14 protein-coding genes are annotated in these 17,409 nt (G+C 38.8%); 12 read left to right on the top strand and 2 right to left on the bottom strand.

The annotated features are described in order from the left end of the window. The 12 genes from KH364_RS07525 to KH364_RS07470 all read left to right on the top strand — a co-directional run bounded on the left by KH364_RS07525 (position 1) and on the right by KH364_RS07470 (position 15,159). Entirely contained in the window at positions 1–687 is a 687-nt protein-coding gene (locus tag KH364_RS07525; RefSeq protein ID WP_009351416.1) for a thymidylate kinase, read from the top strand. A 75-nt stretch (positions 688–762) separates the two neighbouring features. Further along, positions 763–1,803: a DNA polymerase III subunit delta' gene (locus KH364_RS07520; RefSeq protein ID WP_273299172.1), complete on the top strand. Its 1,041-nt coding sequence runs from the start codon at positions 763–765 to the stop codon at positions 1,801–1,803. Then, on the top strand, positions 1,804–2,649 hold the full coding sequence (locus KH364_RS07515) for a stage 0 sporulation family protein (protein ID WP_105081341.1): 846 nt from the start codon (positions 1,804–1,806) through the stop codon (positions 2,647–2,649). After that, complete coding sequence (locus KH364_RS07510; protein WP_273299170.1) at positions 2,642–3,367, top strand: methyltransferase domain-containing protein; 726 nt, start codon at positions 2,642–2,644, stop codon at positions 3,365–3,367. Before KH364_RS07515 ends, KH364_RS07510 begins: the two co-directional genes overlap by 8 nt. Continuing rightward, positions 3,357–4,205 (top strand): 16S rRNA (cytidine(1402)-2'-O)-methyltransferase, encoded by an 849-nt coding sequence (gene rsmI / locus KH364_RS07505; RefSeq protein ID WP_273299169.1) that lies wholly within the window; start codon positions 3,357–3,359, stop codon positions 4,203–4,205. The genes KH364_RS07510 and rsmI overlap by 11 nt, the downstream gene beginning before the upstream one ends. A 34-nt stretch (positions 4,206–4,239) precedes the next feature. Continuing rightward, a complete protein-coding gene (metG, locus tag KH364_RS07500; RefSeq protein ID WP_273299168.1) occupies positions 4,240–6,183 on the top strand; it encodes a methionine--tRNA ligase in 1,944 nt (647 codons plus the stop codon). After that, the gene (locus KH364_RS07495) at positions 6,183–6,953 is read left to right on the top strand and encodes a TatD family hydrolase (protein WP_273299166.1); all 771 of its coding nucleotides are present in this window, start codon (positions 6,183–6,185) and stop codon (positions 6,951–6,953) included. Before metG ends, KH364_RS07495 begins: the two co-directional genes overlap by 1 nt. A 198-nt stretch (positions 6,954–7,151) precedes the next feature. Continuing rightward, positions 7,152–8,699, top strand: coding sequence for a Ppx/GppA phosphatase family protein (locus KH364_RS07490; protein WP_273299164.1), 1,548 nt, complete (start codon positions 7,152–7,154; stop codon positions 8,697–8,699). After that, positions 8,699–10,264 (top strand): phosphatase, encoded by a 1,566-nt coding sequence (locus KH364_RS07485; protein ID WP_273299162.1) that lies wholly within the window; start codon positions 8,699–8,701, stop codon positions 10,262–10,264. The genes KH364_RS07490 and KH364_RS07485 overlap by 1 nt, the downstream gene beginning before the upstream one ends. Continuing rightward, the gene (ppk1, locus tag KH364_RS07480; protein WP_273299161.1) at positions 10,254–12,371 is read left to right on the top strand and encodes a polyphosphate kinase 1; all 2,118 of its coding nucleotides are present in this window, start codon (positions 10,254–10,256) and stop codon (positions 12,369–12,371) included. The genes KH364_RS07485 and ppk1 overlap by 11 nt, the downstream gene beginning before the upstream one ends. Positions 12,372–12,797: 426 nt before the next feature. Next, positions 12,798–13,775 carry a 3D domain-containing protein gene (locus tag KH364_RS07475; RefSeq protein WP_273299159.1) on the top strand — a complete coding sequence of 326 codons (978 nt, stop codon included), beginning with the start codon at positions 12,798–12,800 and terminating at the stop codon, positions 13,773–13,775. Positions 13,776–14,040: 265 nt separating this feature from the next. Next, complete coding sequence (locus tag KH364_RS07470) at positions 14,041–15,159, top strand: IS256-like element ISVesp1 family transposase (RefSeq protein ID WP_038124491.1); 1,119 nt, start codon at positions 14,041–14,043, stop codon at positions 15,157–15,159. Here KH364_RS07470 and msrB read toward each other — a convergent pair. Both msrB and KH364_RS07460 read right to left on the bottom strand, forming a co-directional pair. Then, on the bottom strand, positions 15,156–16,124 hold the full coding sequence (gene msrB, locus KH364_RS07465) for a peptide-methionine (R)-S-oxide reductase MsrB (RefSeq protein ID WP_273299158.1): 969 nt from the start codon (positions 16,122–16,124) through the stop codon (positions 15,156–15,158). The genes KH364_RS07470 and msrB overlap by 4 nt on opposite strands. Beyond that, positions 16,125–17,246: a 5-methyltetrahydropteroyltriglutamate--homocysteine S-methyltransferase gene (locus tag KH364_RS07460; RefSeq protein ID WP_273299156.1), complete on the bottom strand. Its 1,122-nt coding sequence runs from the start codon at positions 17,244–17,246 to the stop codon at positions 16,125–16,127. Between the last annotated feature and the right edge of the window lie 163 nt (positions 17,247–17,409).

The raw sequence follows: 17,409 nt of genomic DNA, 5'->3' as shown, positions 1-17,409 counted from the left end.
ATGGGGACTTTAATCATATTAGAAGGCGGAGATGGTAGTGGCAAAGCTACGCAAACTAAACTATTAGTAGAACGCTTAATCAAGGAAGGACATGCAGTTAAATCTGTAAGCTTCCCAAACTATGATAGCGGCGCTGCTATGCCTATCAAAATGTATTTAGCCGGTGAATTTGGTAAAGATGTACATGATGTCAACCCTTATGTGGCAAGTTCCATGTATGCCATAGATCGCTTTGCATCCTTTAGAACTGATTGGGAAGAGTTCTATAAAAATGGGGGCATCATTATTGCAGATCGCTATACGACGTCTAATATGGTGCACCAAATGGTAAAATACGATGATCAGAAGGAACGTACTGCATTTTTGGATTGGCTTGAAGACTTTGAATTTAAAAAGTTCGGATTGCCTACACCTGATGCGGTATGTCTGTTAGATATGCCTCTTGAAGTCAGTGAAGCCCTTATGGCGGAGCGTACTGGCAAAACGGGAGGCAGTACAGGTGATATTCACGAAGGAAATCATCAGTACTTAGTAGCTGTTCACGATGCCTATGAAGAGCTAGTAGAACGCTACCAATGGCACCGCATCCCTTGTGCTAGTAAAGATGAATTTAGTCAGTATACGTTGCGCACCATTGAAGAAATTCATAACGATGTATATCAAGCAGTAGTAAATCTACTGCCTTAGGATAGGGCGGCTCTTTTAAAAGTCGCCTTTTTCTTATATAATATTAATATTGAGCATGTATTGATAGGAGGAGCTATGACATATTTTGATTCTATAATTGGTCAAGATTCGATCAAGGCACACCTATCGGAACTTGTAAGTCGCAATGCATTACCACATAGCCTTTTATTTTATGGTGAAGCAGGTCTTGGCAAGCTAGATATGGCCATTGGTCTTGCGTCTCTATTATTGGGGCGCCAAGTATTTTCTCAACCTGAGGGGACAGCTTATTTAGAAGCCGTTAAAGAAGCACGTCTTGCCAATGGTGAGACCGAAAAACGCATCGAAGCAGAAGGTTTGCCTATCTATATGGATAAGGGCGATGCCTTTTGGATTCGTCCTATGAAGACGACCTTAAAGGTGGAACAGTGGTATTCATTATTGCAAGATCATCTGTCAGTAGCAGGTAATGGTAACCGCGTTGTCATCGTGGAGGATTTTCACACGGCCAATGCAGTCATGGCAAACGCTATGTTAAAAACCATTGAGGAGCCGCCTGAACAGGTGTATTTCATCATAATTACGAACAAGATTAACACCGTATTGCCAACCATTATTTCTAGATGTATGGGCGTTGGTTTTAACAGTGTTGATGTAGATACGATTCGGAAGGCTCTTGTAGCTCGTGGAATTACTGGTGATATTGAGCAGGCTTTGTTAGCAGGTCATGGCAATCCACAATTAGTGGAGAAACTGGCTACTCAAGGTCGCATTGAAATGCTAGAGTTAGCAGTTAAAGTAATGGATATGCTCGCCTACGAAACGAGATGGTTTTCTATGATTTCGCTAGCTTGTGAAAGCTTACCTCGTGAAAGTCTAACAGAGTTAATGCACTGGCTACGTCTTGTGAGTAGAGACATGATGGCTCTTAAAATGGGGGCCCAAGACGGACAATTACAAGTACCTATGTACAAAACTCAATTATTACGATTATTACCGCGCTGGTCTATGCAAGCACTGTCAGAGGTTATTCCCGAAACATTGCAAGCAGAACGTGCTTTGCGCTTACATATAAAAACCGCTCTCGTGGTGGACGGTCTTAGTATCGCCCTTCATGATGCTCGGGAGGAGGATTAAATGCTAACCATAGTTGGCGTACGCTTTAAAAAGGCAGGTAAGATTTATTATTTTCTGCCTGAACAATTAGAATTATCTGTTGGAGATGGGGTTATCGTTGAAACGGCACGTGGCGTTGAATACGGTACGGTTGTGATTGGACCAAAAGAGGTCTTTGAAGATGCTGTTGTAGCCCCTGTTAAGCCTGTTATTAGAAAGGCAACTCCAAAGGATTTGAAACAAATCGAGAAAAATAAAGAGCGCGAAGAAAAAGCCTTTGAAATTTGTCTCGAAAAAATTGGAAAACGTAAGTTACCAATGAAGCTCATCAATGTGGAATACACATTCGATATGAATAAAATTATATTCTTCTTTACTGCGGAGGGTCGTATCGACTTCCGTGAGCTAGTTAAGGATTTAGCAACAGTATTTAGAACTCGCATCGAGTTGCGTCAAGTAGGCGTCCGTGATGAGGCTAAGGTTTTAAATGGTATTGGCGCTTGTGGTCGACCTTTATGTTGCTCTAACTTCTTAGGTGACTTCACACCTGTATCGATTCGAATGGCTAAAGACCAAAATTTGAGTCTGAATCCTACAAAAATTTCAGGTGTATGTGGTCGTTTAATGTGCTGTCTTAACTACGAAGATGATTTATATAAAAAAGGTGGCGACCTATATGTGAAGAAGGAACGCCCTCAAGCTCCTCAAGAGGTTGCACCTCCTGGGATTGGTAAAGAGGTTGTAACTGATGAAGGTATTGGTAAGGTCTTAAAGGTAAATCACCATAAACATACGGTGAAGGTACAGCTAGAAGCTGGCCGTACTATTGATTTGAAATGGTCCGAGGTGGCATTGCCTGATGAATGATCAAGAACGACTTGATGATTTAATTATAGATGGCTTACAGATTTATCAACGTTCTGATATGTTTCGCTTTTCCTTTGATGCTATAGCACTCATTCACTTTTGCCGTTTTAATAGTCGTCATACTTATGTTGATTTTGGAACGGGAACGGGTGTTATGCCGCTCATAGGGACGTCTTTAGGGGCGGGGCATATAACGGGTATAGATATTAACGAAACTCTTATTGAGTTAGCTCAGCGCAGTGTTGAGCACAATGGTAAACAAGATGTGGTAAAGATGTTGTGCGGCGATTATCGACATATATCTTACCGAGATATACAAGATAAGCCCTTTGATGGCGTTATTGTAAATCCCCCTTTTTATGATTCTGAAAGTGGTGCAAAACCTACGTCTGAAGAGCGGGCTTTGGCACTTCATGATGGACATACAACATTGGATGAGGTTTTGAAAGCTATACAGTCCTTTATTAAGTGTAAAGGGCGCTTGTGGATGATTTATAGTGCTAGTCGCTTACAATATGTGCTACATGAGTTAGAAGTAGCCAACTTTCAAGCTAAGCGAATTCGATTTATTCACGGTATGATAGATAAACCAGCGAAACTTGTGCTAATTGAAGCTATTTATCAAGGTCAGGCTGGACTTGTGTTAGAGCCGCCACTTATCGTTTACGAGAATCCTAATGTGTACACGAAGGAGGTGTCCTCTTGGTATGAACGATAACGAATGGGGCACCTTATACTTGGTGCCTACACCGATAGGTAATTTAGAAGATATGACGTATCGTGCAGTTCGCATCCTAGGTGAAGTCGATGCTATCGCCGCAGAGGATACGCGCCATACGGGTATATTGTTAAAACACTTTGATATTAAGAAGCCTTTGATTTCTTATCATGAACATAATAAGGACGAAAAGGGTGCTTATATTATTAAGCTTTTATTAGAGGGACAGTCTATTGCTTGTGTTAGTGATGCGGGTATGCCCGCTATATCTGATCCAGGGGCTGACCTAGTAACAAAAGCGATTGAAGAAGGCATAACGGTAGTGCCATTACCCGGTGCAAATGCGGCGTTAACAGCGCTAATTGCATCAGGATTAGATACGAAATCCTTTACCTTTGCAGGTTTTTTACCTAAACGGGGTAAACATCGGATTGAAGAACTACAGCGACTTTCACAAGCGACGGGAACTTTGATGTTTTACGAAGCCCCCCATCGATTGCAGGAGGTCTTACAAGATATGTATGAAGCCTTTGGCAATCGTTCTATTACGGTGGCAAGGGAGTTGACTAAGAAGTTTGAAACCTTTGTGCGCACCGATTTGGAACGTCTTGTAAATGATTTAGAACAGCTCACCTATAAAGGGGAATTCGTCCTCATCGTAGGGGGTGCTGATACAGTGAAATCTGACATTAGTGAAGTGTCAGATGAACCAGTATCTTATGTAGATGCTGTACAAGCCCTTGTAGAAACAGGGGTGCCTAAAAAAGAAGCAATTCGCCAGGTGGCAAAGCGATTTAACGTTTCCCGCCGGGATGTATATAATATTGTAGAACGTTAAACCTTCCCATTCGAAGGTTAGAAGGAGACTCATCATGGGAGACACAAAAAAAACGTATTATATTACGACACCTATTTATTATCCAAGTGCTAAGTTGCACATTGGACATACGTATTGTACATCTGTAGCCGATACGATTGCTCGTTTCAAACGTTTAGCAGGTTATGATGTACGTTTCTTGACTGGTTCTGATGAACATGGTCAAAAGATTCAACGTGCTGCAGCAGCAGAAGGTATTACACCTCTTGAATACACTACGAATATCGTAAATGGCTTCAAAGCATTGTGGGAGAAGATGCATATCTCTAACGATGACTTCATTCGTACTACTGATGAACGCCATGAAAAGGTAGTGCAAGAGCTCTTTACAAAAGCTTATGAAAAAGGCGATATTTACAAGGCTGAATATGAAGGTTGGTATTGCACACCGGACGAAACATTTTGGACAGAGCAGAAGCTAGGGCCTAATCATACTTGTCCGGATTGTGGTCGCCCTGTAGAGCGCGTTAAAGAGGAAAGTTATTTCTTCAAACTCGGTAAATATACTGATCAATGGTTGAAATTTATCGAAGAAAACCCTGATTTTATTCAACCTGAATCTCGTCGTAACGAGATGATTCAATTCGTAAAACAAGGTCTTGAAGACTTGGCTGTTTCTCGTACATCCTTTGATTGGGGTATCAAAGTGCCATTCGATCCTAAACATGTTGTGTATGTTTGGTTCGATGCATTAGTAAACTATATTAGTGCACTATCTCCATTTGATGGGGATGGCGAATTATACAAAAAATACTGGCCAGCAGATCTCCATTTAGTAGGTAAGGAAATTGTACGTTTCCATACAATTATTTGGCCTATGATGCTCATGAGCCTTGAGTTGCCATTGCCTAAAAAGGTATTTGGTCACGGCTGGATGATCGTTGACGGTACAAAGATGAGTAAATCTTTGGGGAATGTTATTGACCCAATTCCATTGATCGATACCTATGGTGCAGATTCTTTGCGTTATTATTTATTAAGTGAAATCACGCTTGGCAATGATGGTAACTTCACATTGCCTAATTTCGTTACAAAAATCAATGCTGACTTATCTAATGACTTAGGTAACTTATTGAACCGCACTATTGCTATGATTGAAAAATATCATGGCGGTGTGATTACAAAATGCGATGATATGGACGATTTAGATCGCGACGTATCTGCATTAGCAGTTCAAACTGTAAAAGACTTTGAAGCATCTATGGAAAATATGGAGCTTAATAAAGCTATTAAGTCCGTATGGGCATTTATTGGTCGCATGAATAAATACATCGATGAAACAATGCCTTGGGTATTGGCTAAATCTGAAGACGCTAACGATAAAGCTCGTCTTCAATCTACTATGTATCATTTAGCGGAAGCATTGCGCATCATTGCTATCTTAGTAAGCCCTGTTATCCCTGTAGGGGCTCCGAAAATCTGGGATCAATTAGGTCTTGTAGGTTTTGGTGAGGCTACATTAGAAGACGCTAAAACTTGGGGTGCATTGCCAACAGGTACAAAAGTTGTGAAAGGTGAACCTATTTACCCACGTTTTGAAATCCCTGAAATGGTAGAAGCTACTCCAACAGAAGCTAAAGAGGCTGTAGATACATCTAATATTCCACCATTAAAAGAAAATATTACGTACGATGACTTTGAGAAACTCGATCTTCGAGTAGCAAAAGTGGTTAGCTGTGAAAAAGTGCCTAAATCCAAAAAGTTATTGAAATTTGTATTGGATATCGGCATTGAAGAACGCACAGTACTAAGTGGTATTTCTCAATATTACGAGCCAGAAGCTATGGTTGGTAAAAAGGTAATTTATTTGTCTAACTTGGCTCCTAAGAAGATGATGGGCATCGAGTCTTATGGCATGATTTTGTCCGCATCTGACTGGGAAGAACATTTAGAGGTAACAAATATTGAATCTTTACCAGCAGGAAGTGTGGTTAAATAATGAAACTCTTTGATACACATGCTCATGTGAATGACGGCCGTTTCAATAATGACCGTGATGAGATGTTACAAGCTTGCTTTGATGCAGGCGTAGAATACATCATGATTCCTGGTGTAGACCGCAGTACCGTTGAATCTGGTTTAGCGTTAGCAAAACAGTATGACCGTCTTTATGCTGCGGTAGGCACACATCCTCATGAGTCTAAAGATTTTACAGAGGAAGACTATGAGTTCTATAAGGAGCAAGCACTCAATAACGATAAGGTACGTGCTATCGGTGAAATTGGTTTAGATTATTACTATGATTTCTCAGATCGTGAAACACAAAAACGCGTATTCATTCGTCAGTTGGAGTTAGCTCGTGAAGTAGAGTTGCCAATTATTATTCATGACCGCGATGCACATGGTGATATTATGAATATCTTGCGCAATGAAGGTAAGGATAATTGGGGCATTTTCCACTGCTATTCTGGTAGCTGGGAAATGGCAAAAGAAGCTATTAAATTAGGCTTCTATATTTCCTTTGCCGGTCCTGTAGTATTCCCTAAGTCTACTAATCTTAAGGAAGTAGCTCGCCAAGTACCCTTAGATAGAATACTTATTGAAACAGATTCACCATATTTGACGCCACCTCCATTTAGAGGACGTCGCAATGATCCTAGCAAAACTCAATTTGTGGCAGAGGAAATTGCACGTCTAAAAGGTATCGATGTAGATGAGTTCTGTGAAATTACTTTCAATAATGGTAAACGAGTATTTGGTATTGATTAGAAACATACTAGTATACAATATTTCTAATTGACTAAATGTAAGACAAGTTCTCATGGTCGTAGCTATGGAATAGAGATTAAAACTATATAGAAATATAAATTATAAAACGCGATTCTCCCTTTGCGGTGAGAATCGCGTTTTTCTATGGTATACTAAAGTATATTCATACTGAACACGTAGTAGGATGAGGGTAGTAGGATGAAACGTATTGCATTTATAGATTTAGGTTCTAACTCTGTTCGATTTGTCATTTATGAGATTTCAAAAACAGGTAGCTATAGACTGATATATCAAGAAAAAAATAGTGTGCGCCTCAGTGAAAATATGTGGGGCACACAGAAATTAACAAATGAGGCAATGGAACGTTCCTTGCGTTCTTTGAAAGCCTTTGTTCATATGGCGGAAGCTATGGATGTTGATACGATTAAAGCTGTTGCTACGGCTGCCGTACGCCTTGCTAAAAATGGCGATATATTTATAAAGACTGTAAAAGAACAAACAGGTCTAGATTTAGAGTGCATTGCAGGTGAAGAAGAGGCTCGATTAGGCTTTCTTGGTGTCATCAATACCATTGGACTCAAAGACTTTATCATCTTTGACTTAGGTGGGGCAAGTACGGAGGTAACCCTAGTACGAGATCGTCATATTGCAGAGGTTATAAGTTTGCCAATTGGTGCACTTACCTTGACAGGCACGTATCAAAAGGGGGAGGAGTATACCCCTAAAGAGCTTGAAAAAATGACTAAAGCAGTGAGGAAAGTAATTAAAGAACATACTTGGCTTCGCAATGTAAAATTACCACTCCTTGGCATTGGTGGTACAGCACGTAATATAGCTAAAATGGATCAACGAAAGTTATCGTATCCTATTACAAAACTCCATAACTATGAAATACCATATCATCGATTCCATGAAATTTTCGAAGACGTAAAAGGTAAATCTTTAGAGGAGCGTAAAAAGATAAGTGGTTTGTCTTCAGAGCGTGCAGATATCATTATCGCAGGCCTTACCATCGTGGAAGAATTATTTAACTACGTAAATACTAAAACTCTCGTTGTTGGTGGTTGTGGTTTACGTGAAGGTTTATTCTATGACTACTATGGAACACATTATTTAGGTGGAAATCCTATTATCGATGATATATTAGTTCATTCTGCTGAAAATGTACTGTTAGGCATGACTAAACATGAGCTAGTACACGCCAAATATATTACTGGTTTAGCTACAACCTTATTTGATGAATTAGAGTCACTTCATAAAGCAGATAACAACGCAAGAAGATGCTTAATTACGGCTGGCCTACTTCATGATATTGGTAAACGGGTTAATTACTATAGCCACGCACGTCATGGTTGTTACATGCTTGTAAATAGTAATTTATATGGCATTTCTCACGTAGAACAAGCTTTTAGTGCTTTCTTAGTTATGAACTCCCATGGATTGACACCTAAAGAGTATAAAAACTTCTTATATGGTAAATTATTAGATCAAGATCAACGCTCATTAGGTCAAAAATTATCTATTATCTTAGCCTTGGCTGAGGCTCTCGATGAAAGTCATGAACAATTTATTCGACGATTAGAGGTAGCTATTAAATATACTAGTGTGGCCTTAAAGGTACACTATTTAGAAGGTCGCGATGTGAGCGTTACGAAAGCGGCTGTTGAAAAATTAGCAAAATCCTTCAAAAAAGAATTCAAAAAAGAGTTAGAAATAGAGTGGACGGAAGCTCGTAAGGAGGCATAATGGCATTACCAAAAGCATTACGATATGCAGTATTACATGTGGGCTCCAGTAGTATGAGCATTACTATTGTAGAATATAGGGACATCGATGATGTACGTATTATCGATCATGCGGCACGAGAAGTAACCTTTGGAGAGGAATTATTTCAAACGTCTCGCTTAAGCTTTAAAACGATAGAAGAAATCTGTCATATTTTAAAAGGTTACAAGCAATTAATGGCAGATTATGGTGTAACTCGTTCTAGACTATATGGGACAACCGTAATTCGTGAGGCTGCTAATCGCCGTAGTATTCTAGATCAAATCTATATCCAAACAGGTATGCGTGTTGACGTTATCGACATGCCAAAAGAGGTATATTACAAATATGCCTTGCTATACTATAAGATGACGAATCAGTATCGCTTGACGGATCCTACCAAGGCGACGTTGTTCCTTGATATTACATCTGGTGGCGTGGGATTAACAGTATGGCGTGGTGAAAGTTTATTATTCCAACGCAATATGCATAGTGGTTCCTTGCGCGTTATGGAATCCTTTAACCGTAACCAACGTTCTTCTACGTCGTTTCCTATGGCAATTACTGAATATTTGCATCGCATGATTGGCCCATTACGTGAGGAACTTCAAACTTTCAATATTAATAGTGTCATTTTATCTGGTGATGAAGCTCAGTATATGGCTCGTCTCATGGGGGATGAAAGTAATAAGGACGATATTATTACTATTGAACCTGAACGATTTAAAGGCCTCATTAACTCCTTTGATGGTGTAACGGCTACCAAGCTAATGAACCGGTATAAATTGCCAGAGTATAAGGCTAATATTCTGATGCCTACCATGATTTTATTTAATGAAATCATTACGGCTATAGAACCTAAATCTTTGATTTTTAGTAGCTTCTCCTTCTCCCAAGGTGTAAGCTGGTTTTATGGTGTAGAGGCTGAAAACAATCCGTTTATGTACCAGCTACGTGAGCAAAACGCTCAATTAGCTCGCGCTGTTGCAGATAGATATCATACCGATAGCATTCACGATGCTGAGGTAGAACGATTTAGTTCATTATTCTGTAAAACTTTACGGCACAAAGGTTTACCAGAGCGGTGGGGCTATTTATGTCGTATAGCCGCTATCCTTTGCTCTGTAGGTAAATTTGTAAATTTGCGGAATCATGGGGAGCATGCCTATCATATCGTGATGGGTACAGATATTTTTGGACTTTCAGAAGAAGAAAAACAAGTAGTGGCCAATGTTGTATATTATCACTACAAAGGCACACCATCTGATGACGATGCTTACTTTAATGCACTAACCGAATTGCAAAAGATTCAAGTGACAAAGTTAGTAGCTGTCATTCGCGTAGCTTGTGCCCTTGATGCGGGCAGTAATCAAAAGATTTCAGATGTTACCTTAGAGGAGCGGGATAATGTATTATATGTATTCTGCCGGACTAATGAAGATATCTCTTTAGAATGGTGGACATTTATAGGTGACTCTGAATATTTTACAGAAGTCTTTGGTATGGAAATTAAGTTAGTAAGAGGAGGTGACCGCCATGTTCAGTAATGCAAAATACTATTTTAACCGTGAACTATCTTGGTTAAAGTTTAATCAGCGTGTACTATTAGAATCGATAGATAGCAATACGCCTTTATTAGAACGGTTACGCTTTATTGCTATCGCTAGCTCAAATTTAGACGAGTTTTTTATGATTCGAGTGGCTGGTCTACGACATCAAGTGGTAAATGGTATCGTTAAATATGATGCTGCGCATATGGATGCAAAGGCACAATTAAAGGCCATTGATGAGTCTGTACAACGACTCGTTTCTATGCAAAGTACATATTTAAACAATGTGCTCACTGAACTTGAAAACTACGGTTTCTTCTTTACTCAACCGGATCTACTCGATGTAAAATCAAAAGCTTGGTTACGTCATTACTTTGAGGAACATATCTATCCTGTTGTAACGCCACTAGCCGTTGACTCTGGACATCCATTTCCGTTTTTAACAAATCATACTATCAATGCTATTGTGCGTATCTTTCAAATATTACCGGATGGAAGAAAGGATTATAAGATTGCTATCTTGCCTATTCCATCTGTACTAGATCGTATTATTGAAATCCCAAGTAGAAGTAATAAAGAACATCGATTTGTTTACTTAGAGGATGTTATTACCTACTATGCTAATCAATTCTTCCAAGGTTACGGCATTGAAGATTATATGGTATTCCGTATCACTCGTGATGCGGACTTAGAAATTGATGAAGAAGAGGCAACGGATTTACTATCGGAGGTAGAGGAATCCTTGCGTCGTCGCCGTCGTGGTGATGCGGTGCGCTTAGAAGTATGTGGGGATGTGAAAGGCCACTTGCTTGACTTTGTTCTTACAAGTGTTGAGCTTGAACAAAAGGATGTATATCGTATTGATGGTCACTTGGACTGTCGTATGTACTTTGATTTTTGCAACTATCCTGGATTAGATGAACTGCGGTACGAGCCTTTTGACTCCAAGATTCCTAGTGAATTAGTTGATCATGAAGGTGAAAGTCTGTTCTCTATAATTGGCAAACAAGATCTTTTTGTTCATCATCCTTTTGAATCTTTTACTGTAGTTGAACAGTTTATTGCTCAAGCTGCAGTTGATCCTGATGTGCTTGCCATTAAACAAACCTTGTATCGCGTAAGTGGTGATTCTCCAATTATTGCATCCTTAATTAAGGCTGCAGATAATGGAAAACAAGTTACCGTTCTTATGGAGGTTAAGGCTCGTTTTGATGAAGAAAATAACATTCAAATGGCCCGTCGCCTTGAAAAAGCCGGCTGTCATGTAATTTATGGGTTGAAAGGTCTTAAAACACACTCTAAAATCACTATGGTGGTACGTAGAGAGAATGATGGCATAAGGCGTTATGTTCATCTTGCTACAGGTAACTATAATGGCAAAACTGCTCGAATTTATACTGACTGTGGTATATTTACGTGTAATGATGAATATGGTGACGATGCATCTCGCTTCTTCAATTTGATTTCTGGCTATTCTGATCCGCCAATTTGGAATAAATTTATCGTAGCGCCCTTAAATTTACGGGAAAAAATTATAGAACTGATTGATCGTGAAATTGAATTGGCTAAAAAAGGGGAGGATGCTTATATCATCGCTAAGATGAACTCCTTACTTGATAAAAACGTTATTGCCAAGCTATATGAAGCATCTACTGCAGGTGTTCGTATTGAGCTCATCGTTCGCGGTATTTGTACACTTCGTCCTGGTATTGCCGGTGTAAGTGATAATATTACGGTTCGCTCCATAGTAGGTCGTTTCTTAGAACATCATCGTTTATTTTATTTCCGTAATGGTGGCAATGAAAGTCTGTATTTATCTAGCGCAGACTGGATGCCTCGTAATTTAAATGAACGTGTAGAGCTCATGGTTCCTATTGAAGATAAGCGTCATAAAGAACGTGTGAAGGGCATATTGGATCTTTATTTGGAAGATACCTTAAAAGCTCATATTATGAGAGCTGATGGTTCCTATCGCAAGATTAATGATCGAGAGTATCCAATTTCTGCTCAAGAAGAGCTTATGAAAGCAGCTATTGAGAATGAACGTAAGGAGTCGATGACCGTCATCGAACGTCTACAACCAATGCTGAAGATGAATAAGTGATGAATTTTGACTTATAGATAGTATTATGAATTTTAATACAACTATGTAGTACGAAAAAAGCCTGTTTATACAGGCTTTTTTCTATGTATATCTATTTGAAAATGAGATAAAAATGAAGTTTTAGAAAATGTTGAAAATCTTGGTAACAATTTAAAAACACATAAAAATACAATTTTGGTAATAAAAAAACTGTGTATACTATATATGGTATGAGTGTCGTATATATGTACACAATTCGGAATATATTGTATTGTACTTAAAAATATCGATATGTTCGTATACAGTGGACTTTTTGTGTAAAACTCTAAAAAATATAATATGAAAAATCAGTAATTATGTATGTTTGAGTCTTATTGTTAACCTAATGCGTTTGACAGGTTATATCTATCTGTAGTAGAATAATACCATTACAGGAGGGATTACAACATGAGAATTCATAAGACACACAAACGATATATTTCGTCTGTTGTTGCCGGATTGATTGTAACAGCTGTAACTATGACAGGTTTTTCTTATAATGATAAAACCGTTACCGTTATGGTAGATGGTGCAGCACACACTGTTAGAACGCATTTAAATTCTAACGAAGGCATCGTACGCGACGCTGGGGTTAAATTAAATCCAAATGATAAAGTTATTTCCAGCTCTACATCAGTTCAAAATGGTACAACACTAACTGTTGTTCGCGCTATTCCAGTTTATGTAACTGTGAATGGTAGAACAAGAGCTGTTTTCACTACAGAAACAACGGCTCAAGGCGTTGCTAATGAGCTCGGCTTTAAAATACCTAACTATGTAGTTGTAGGTGATGCAAATGGTTCTGTATTAAGTGGTACACATATTACAATTGCTCAAGTAACAAGTCGTTCTTTATCTACAGTGGATCAAGAAGTTGCTATTGAGGTTATCCGTCAAAAAGATGATACAATGGCTAAAGGTGAAGAAGAGGTTGTTCAAGTTGGTCAACCTGGGTTAGAACGAGTACAACGTGAAATATTATATAGCAATGGTACAGTTATTAAAACAAATGACATATCTAAAGTAACACAACGCGCAATGGTTCCTACCATTATTAAAGAAGGTACCCGTGAAGTGACTACTTCTCGTAATGTAGCGGGTCGTGCATCTCGGGCTATCGTAATGGAAGCATCTGCTTACCTAGCAGGCGATGGAGATGGTTTGGGTATTACGGCTACAGGTGTTCCTGCAGTTCGTGGTATTGCTGCTGTTGACCCTGATGTTATTCCATTAGGTACACGCTTGTTTATTCCAGGCTACGGTGAAGCTATTGCAGCTGATACAGGTGGTGCTATTATAGGCAATAAAATTGACCTTGTAATGGACTCCTACGGCGAGGCTATGGAGTTTGGGCGTCAAGACGTAACAGTGTACGTTTTAGACTAAATTATGTTAAAAATACTAAAAAAGACGACTTACATTGGTAAGTCGTCTTTTGCTATTTAATCTTCAGGGTTATAGGACAAAAAGTGTTGCTATTAATGCCGATGGAACTAGTTAAATACTAGCTCCATCGGCATTTTATCTTTTTGAGTAACTTTTACATATAGGACAAAAAGTGTTGCTAAAAAGTCTGAAACTCCTTGATTTTACTGACTCAAATGAGGTTTTATCTTTCTAAAGAGATATATTTTTTAGAAGGAGTATAATTATGAAACTAGTCAGATGCCCTAATTGTGGTTTCGTCTGTAAGAGAAATGGTAAAACAAATGCGGGTTCTCAACGTTGGTATTGTAATCAATGTTCTTACTCATTCACAAATAAAGTGAATAAAACTAACAATAATTTACAGATATTTTTGGATTGGTTATTTGGTAAACACACACAGTTAGATATGGCTGGCGATGGACGTTCATTTCGTAGAAAAACATCACAGTTTTGGGAGCTTTGGCCATTACCACCAAAAGTTGAATCATCAAGTAGTGTGGTATTTGTTGATGGTATTTATTTAGCTAGAAATGCTTGTATTTTAATCTGTTGTAATGAGACGCATGTCTTAGGCTGGTATGTTTGTAGATATGAGCATTCTAAGGCTTGGGAGGCTTTATTACGACGTATTTCATCACCTATAGTAGTTATATCCGATGGTGGTACCGGCTTTCAAAAGGCATTAAAAAAAGTTTGGCCGAAAGCCAAACTACAAAGATGCTTATTTCATGCATTTCAACAAGTAAAACGCTATACAACAATACGTCCTAAAACGATTGCTGGTTGTGAGTTATATGGAATTGCAAGGGATTTATTAACAATACACACGCAAGATCATGCTATAAAGTGGGTACAAAACGTTATGTCATGGAAAGTACGACATAGAGTATTCCTATCAGAAATAACAGTTGATGAAAATGGTACGATACGACCTAAACATGAACGACTTATAAAAGCAGAAAATTCCTTAGTTAAATTGATTAACAAAAGATGTTTATTTACTTACTTAGATGCATCGTTAACATGTGCCTGCCCAGCTACTAATAATCGTATAGAAGGTGGTGTAAATGCTCAGTTACGCACTATGTTACGTAATCATAGAGGAATGTCTATTGAAAGACGAATAAAAGCGGTGTTCTGGTGGTGCTATATGCACTCACCAAACCCGCTTTCTAATGCAGAAATACTTAAGGTTATGCCGACCAACAAGAGTATTTCTGATATATATCATACCATACATGAACAATCTAGGTTAGAAGCTTCTATTCCGACTTGGGGTGATGCTATTGTTTGGAGTGATTTGCATAATTATGATCGCCTATTTACCAATCTTTGGGACTAAAATAGCAACACTTTTTGTCCTATAACCCAATCTTCAATATACGGTAAAAGATATTCGTATTTTGTGCCTTTTAACTCTTCTTTAGGAATAAAGGTTAAGGCAGATCCATTGATGCAGTAGCGAAGGGAGCCATTAGGCCCATCTTCGAATACATGGCCTAAGTGAGCATTACCGATGCGGCTGCGCACTTCAATACGATTCATACCATGAGAGTCGTCTTGATAGTATTTAATAACATCCTTAGCGATTGGCTTTGTAAAGCTTGGCCAACCACAATGAGAATTAAATTTATGTGATGATACGAAGAGGGGCTCTCCCGTAGTAATATCTACGTAGAGACCTGCTTTAAATTCATCTGTTAATTCATGACTAAAAGGAGCATCTGTAGCAGAATTTTGGGTAACTTCATACTCTTGTGGTGATAGTGTATCTAAAGATTCTTTAGAAGGTTTATTAAACGCATTATCATCGATAAGTGGCTCATCGGATAGGTCTAATGGAATATGACAATAACCGTTAGGGTTTTTATCTAAGTAATCTTGATGATACTCCTCCGCAGAGTAGTAGTTCTCTAAAGGTAACACTTCGATAGCAAAGGGTTTGCCTTCAAAGGCTTGCGCACGGGCTAAGGTGCTTTCAATAATAGATTTATCTGCTGTATCCGTATAGTAAATACCAGTACGGTACTGAATACCTACGTCACCGCCTTGTTTATTAACACTAAATGGATCGATAGCACGTAGGAAATATTGAATCAAATGGTCCAAGGAAAGTGTGTCTGCATCGTAGGTCACCTTGAGGGCTTCAACGTGGCCACTATTGTGACATACATCTTCATAGCTTGGATTTTCAGTAGGACCATTGGCATAGCCTACTTCAGTCGAAAGGACGCCTTCGATTTTTTTGATGTATCCTTGCAGGCCCCAGAAACAACCGCCTCCTAAATATATAGTATGTTCATTCATTTAATCACCCCATACTTCTTGAGCTATTTCTTTAACTAATGCTAGTTTAGCCCATTGTTCCTCTTCGGTCAATTGGTTACCAATCTCACAAGAAGCAAAGCCGCATTGAGGAGATAAGCCAAGTCTTTCGAGAGGAATATATTGTGTAGCCTCTTGAATACGTTTTTTAATAACTTCTTTGTCTTCTAATTCTGGACGTTTAGATGTAATTAGACCTAATACGACCTTCTTGTTAGGAGATACTTCGCGCAATGGTTCAAAGCCACCGGAACGATCATCGTCAAATTCTAAGTAATAAGCATCTACATTTTCTTTGGCGAATAGAATAGGGGCAACTGGTTCATAACCGCCGCTAGCAGCCCAAGTAGAGTTGTAATTACCACGACATACATGAGTAGTGAAGGCTAAATCTTGAGGGCGACCTTCTAGGGCCAAATTGTTTAAGCGCAAATATTTAGCTGTTTCGCCTTCAATGGTTACGCTTTTATCCTTTTGACGACCTGTCCAGTAAGCGTGGTCACAGCACATACCCCAAGTACAATCATCAAACTGGATGTTGCGGCAACCAGCGTCATACAAATCTTTGATAACTTGACGATACGCAGCGGCAATGTCTTGAATGAGTTCTTCTAAATCAGGGTAGAAGGAGCGTGTCGTAATGCCGTTATCCTCACGGAATAATTCCGCTAAGAATTGAGATGGGGCTGGGATTGTTTGACGTGCCGTAGTATTTTCGTCTTCAAATTGTTTTACAAATTTGAAATGTTCAACGAATGGGTGGTTTGTCCCCGTAATTTTGCCAGTAAGGGCGAGGGAACCTGGCGCTGTTTCTTGACCGACGAATTTGTAACCGTGTTCCAGTTCAATTTCTTTTACGCCGTTAAATCCCCACATGAAATCTAGATGCCAATAGGCACGACGAAACTCGCCATCTGTAATAACTGGTAGGCCAGCAGCCTTTTGTTTTTGAATGAGGTCTGTAATGAGACGATCTTCAACGGCTGTTAATTCTTCTCTAGAAATATTTCCATTATTGAAAGCTTCGCGAGCTTCTTTTAATTCTTCAGGACGTAGGAAAGAACCTACAATATCAAAGTGGAATGGTGCTAATTGTTTGGACATAATAGTAATCCTCCTTATATAAACGGTAAAACCGATAATTTCGATAGGTTTATTATAACGAAGTATGAGTATATGTAAAAATATCTATATCTTAGCGTTGTGTATAACCTAAAGCTATATAGGCGTATAAATTTGTTTATTAAGTTATATCTAGATATAAAAA

The sequence above is a fragment of the Veillonella sp. oral taxon 158 genome (genome assembly GCF_018376515.1).
Lineage (GTDB): Bacteria > Bacillota > Negativicutes > Veillonellales > Veillonellaceae > Veillonella > Veillonella rogosae.
The sequence above is the reverse complement of the archived record's forward strand: the minus strand, read 5'-3'. Positions and strand labels throughout refer to the sequence as shown.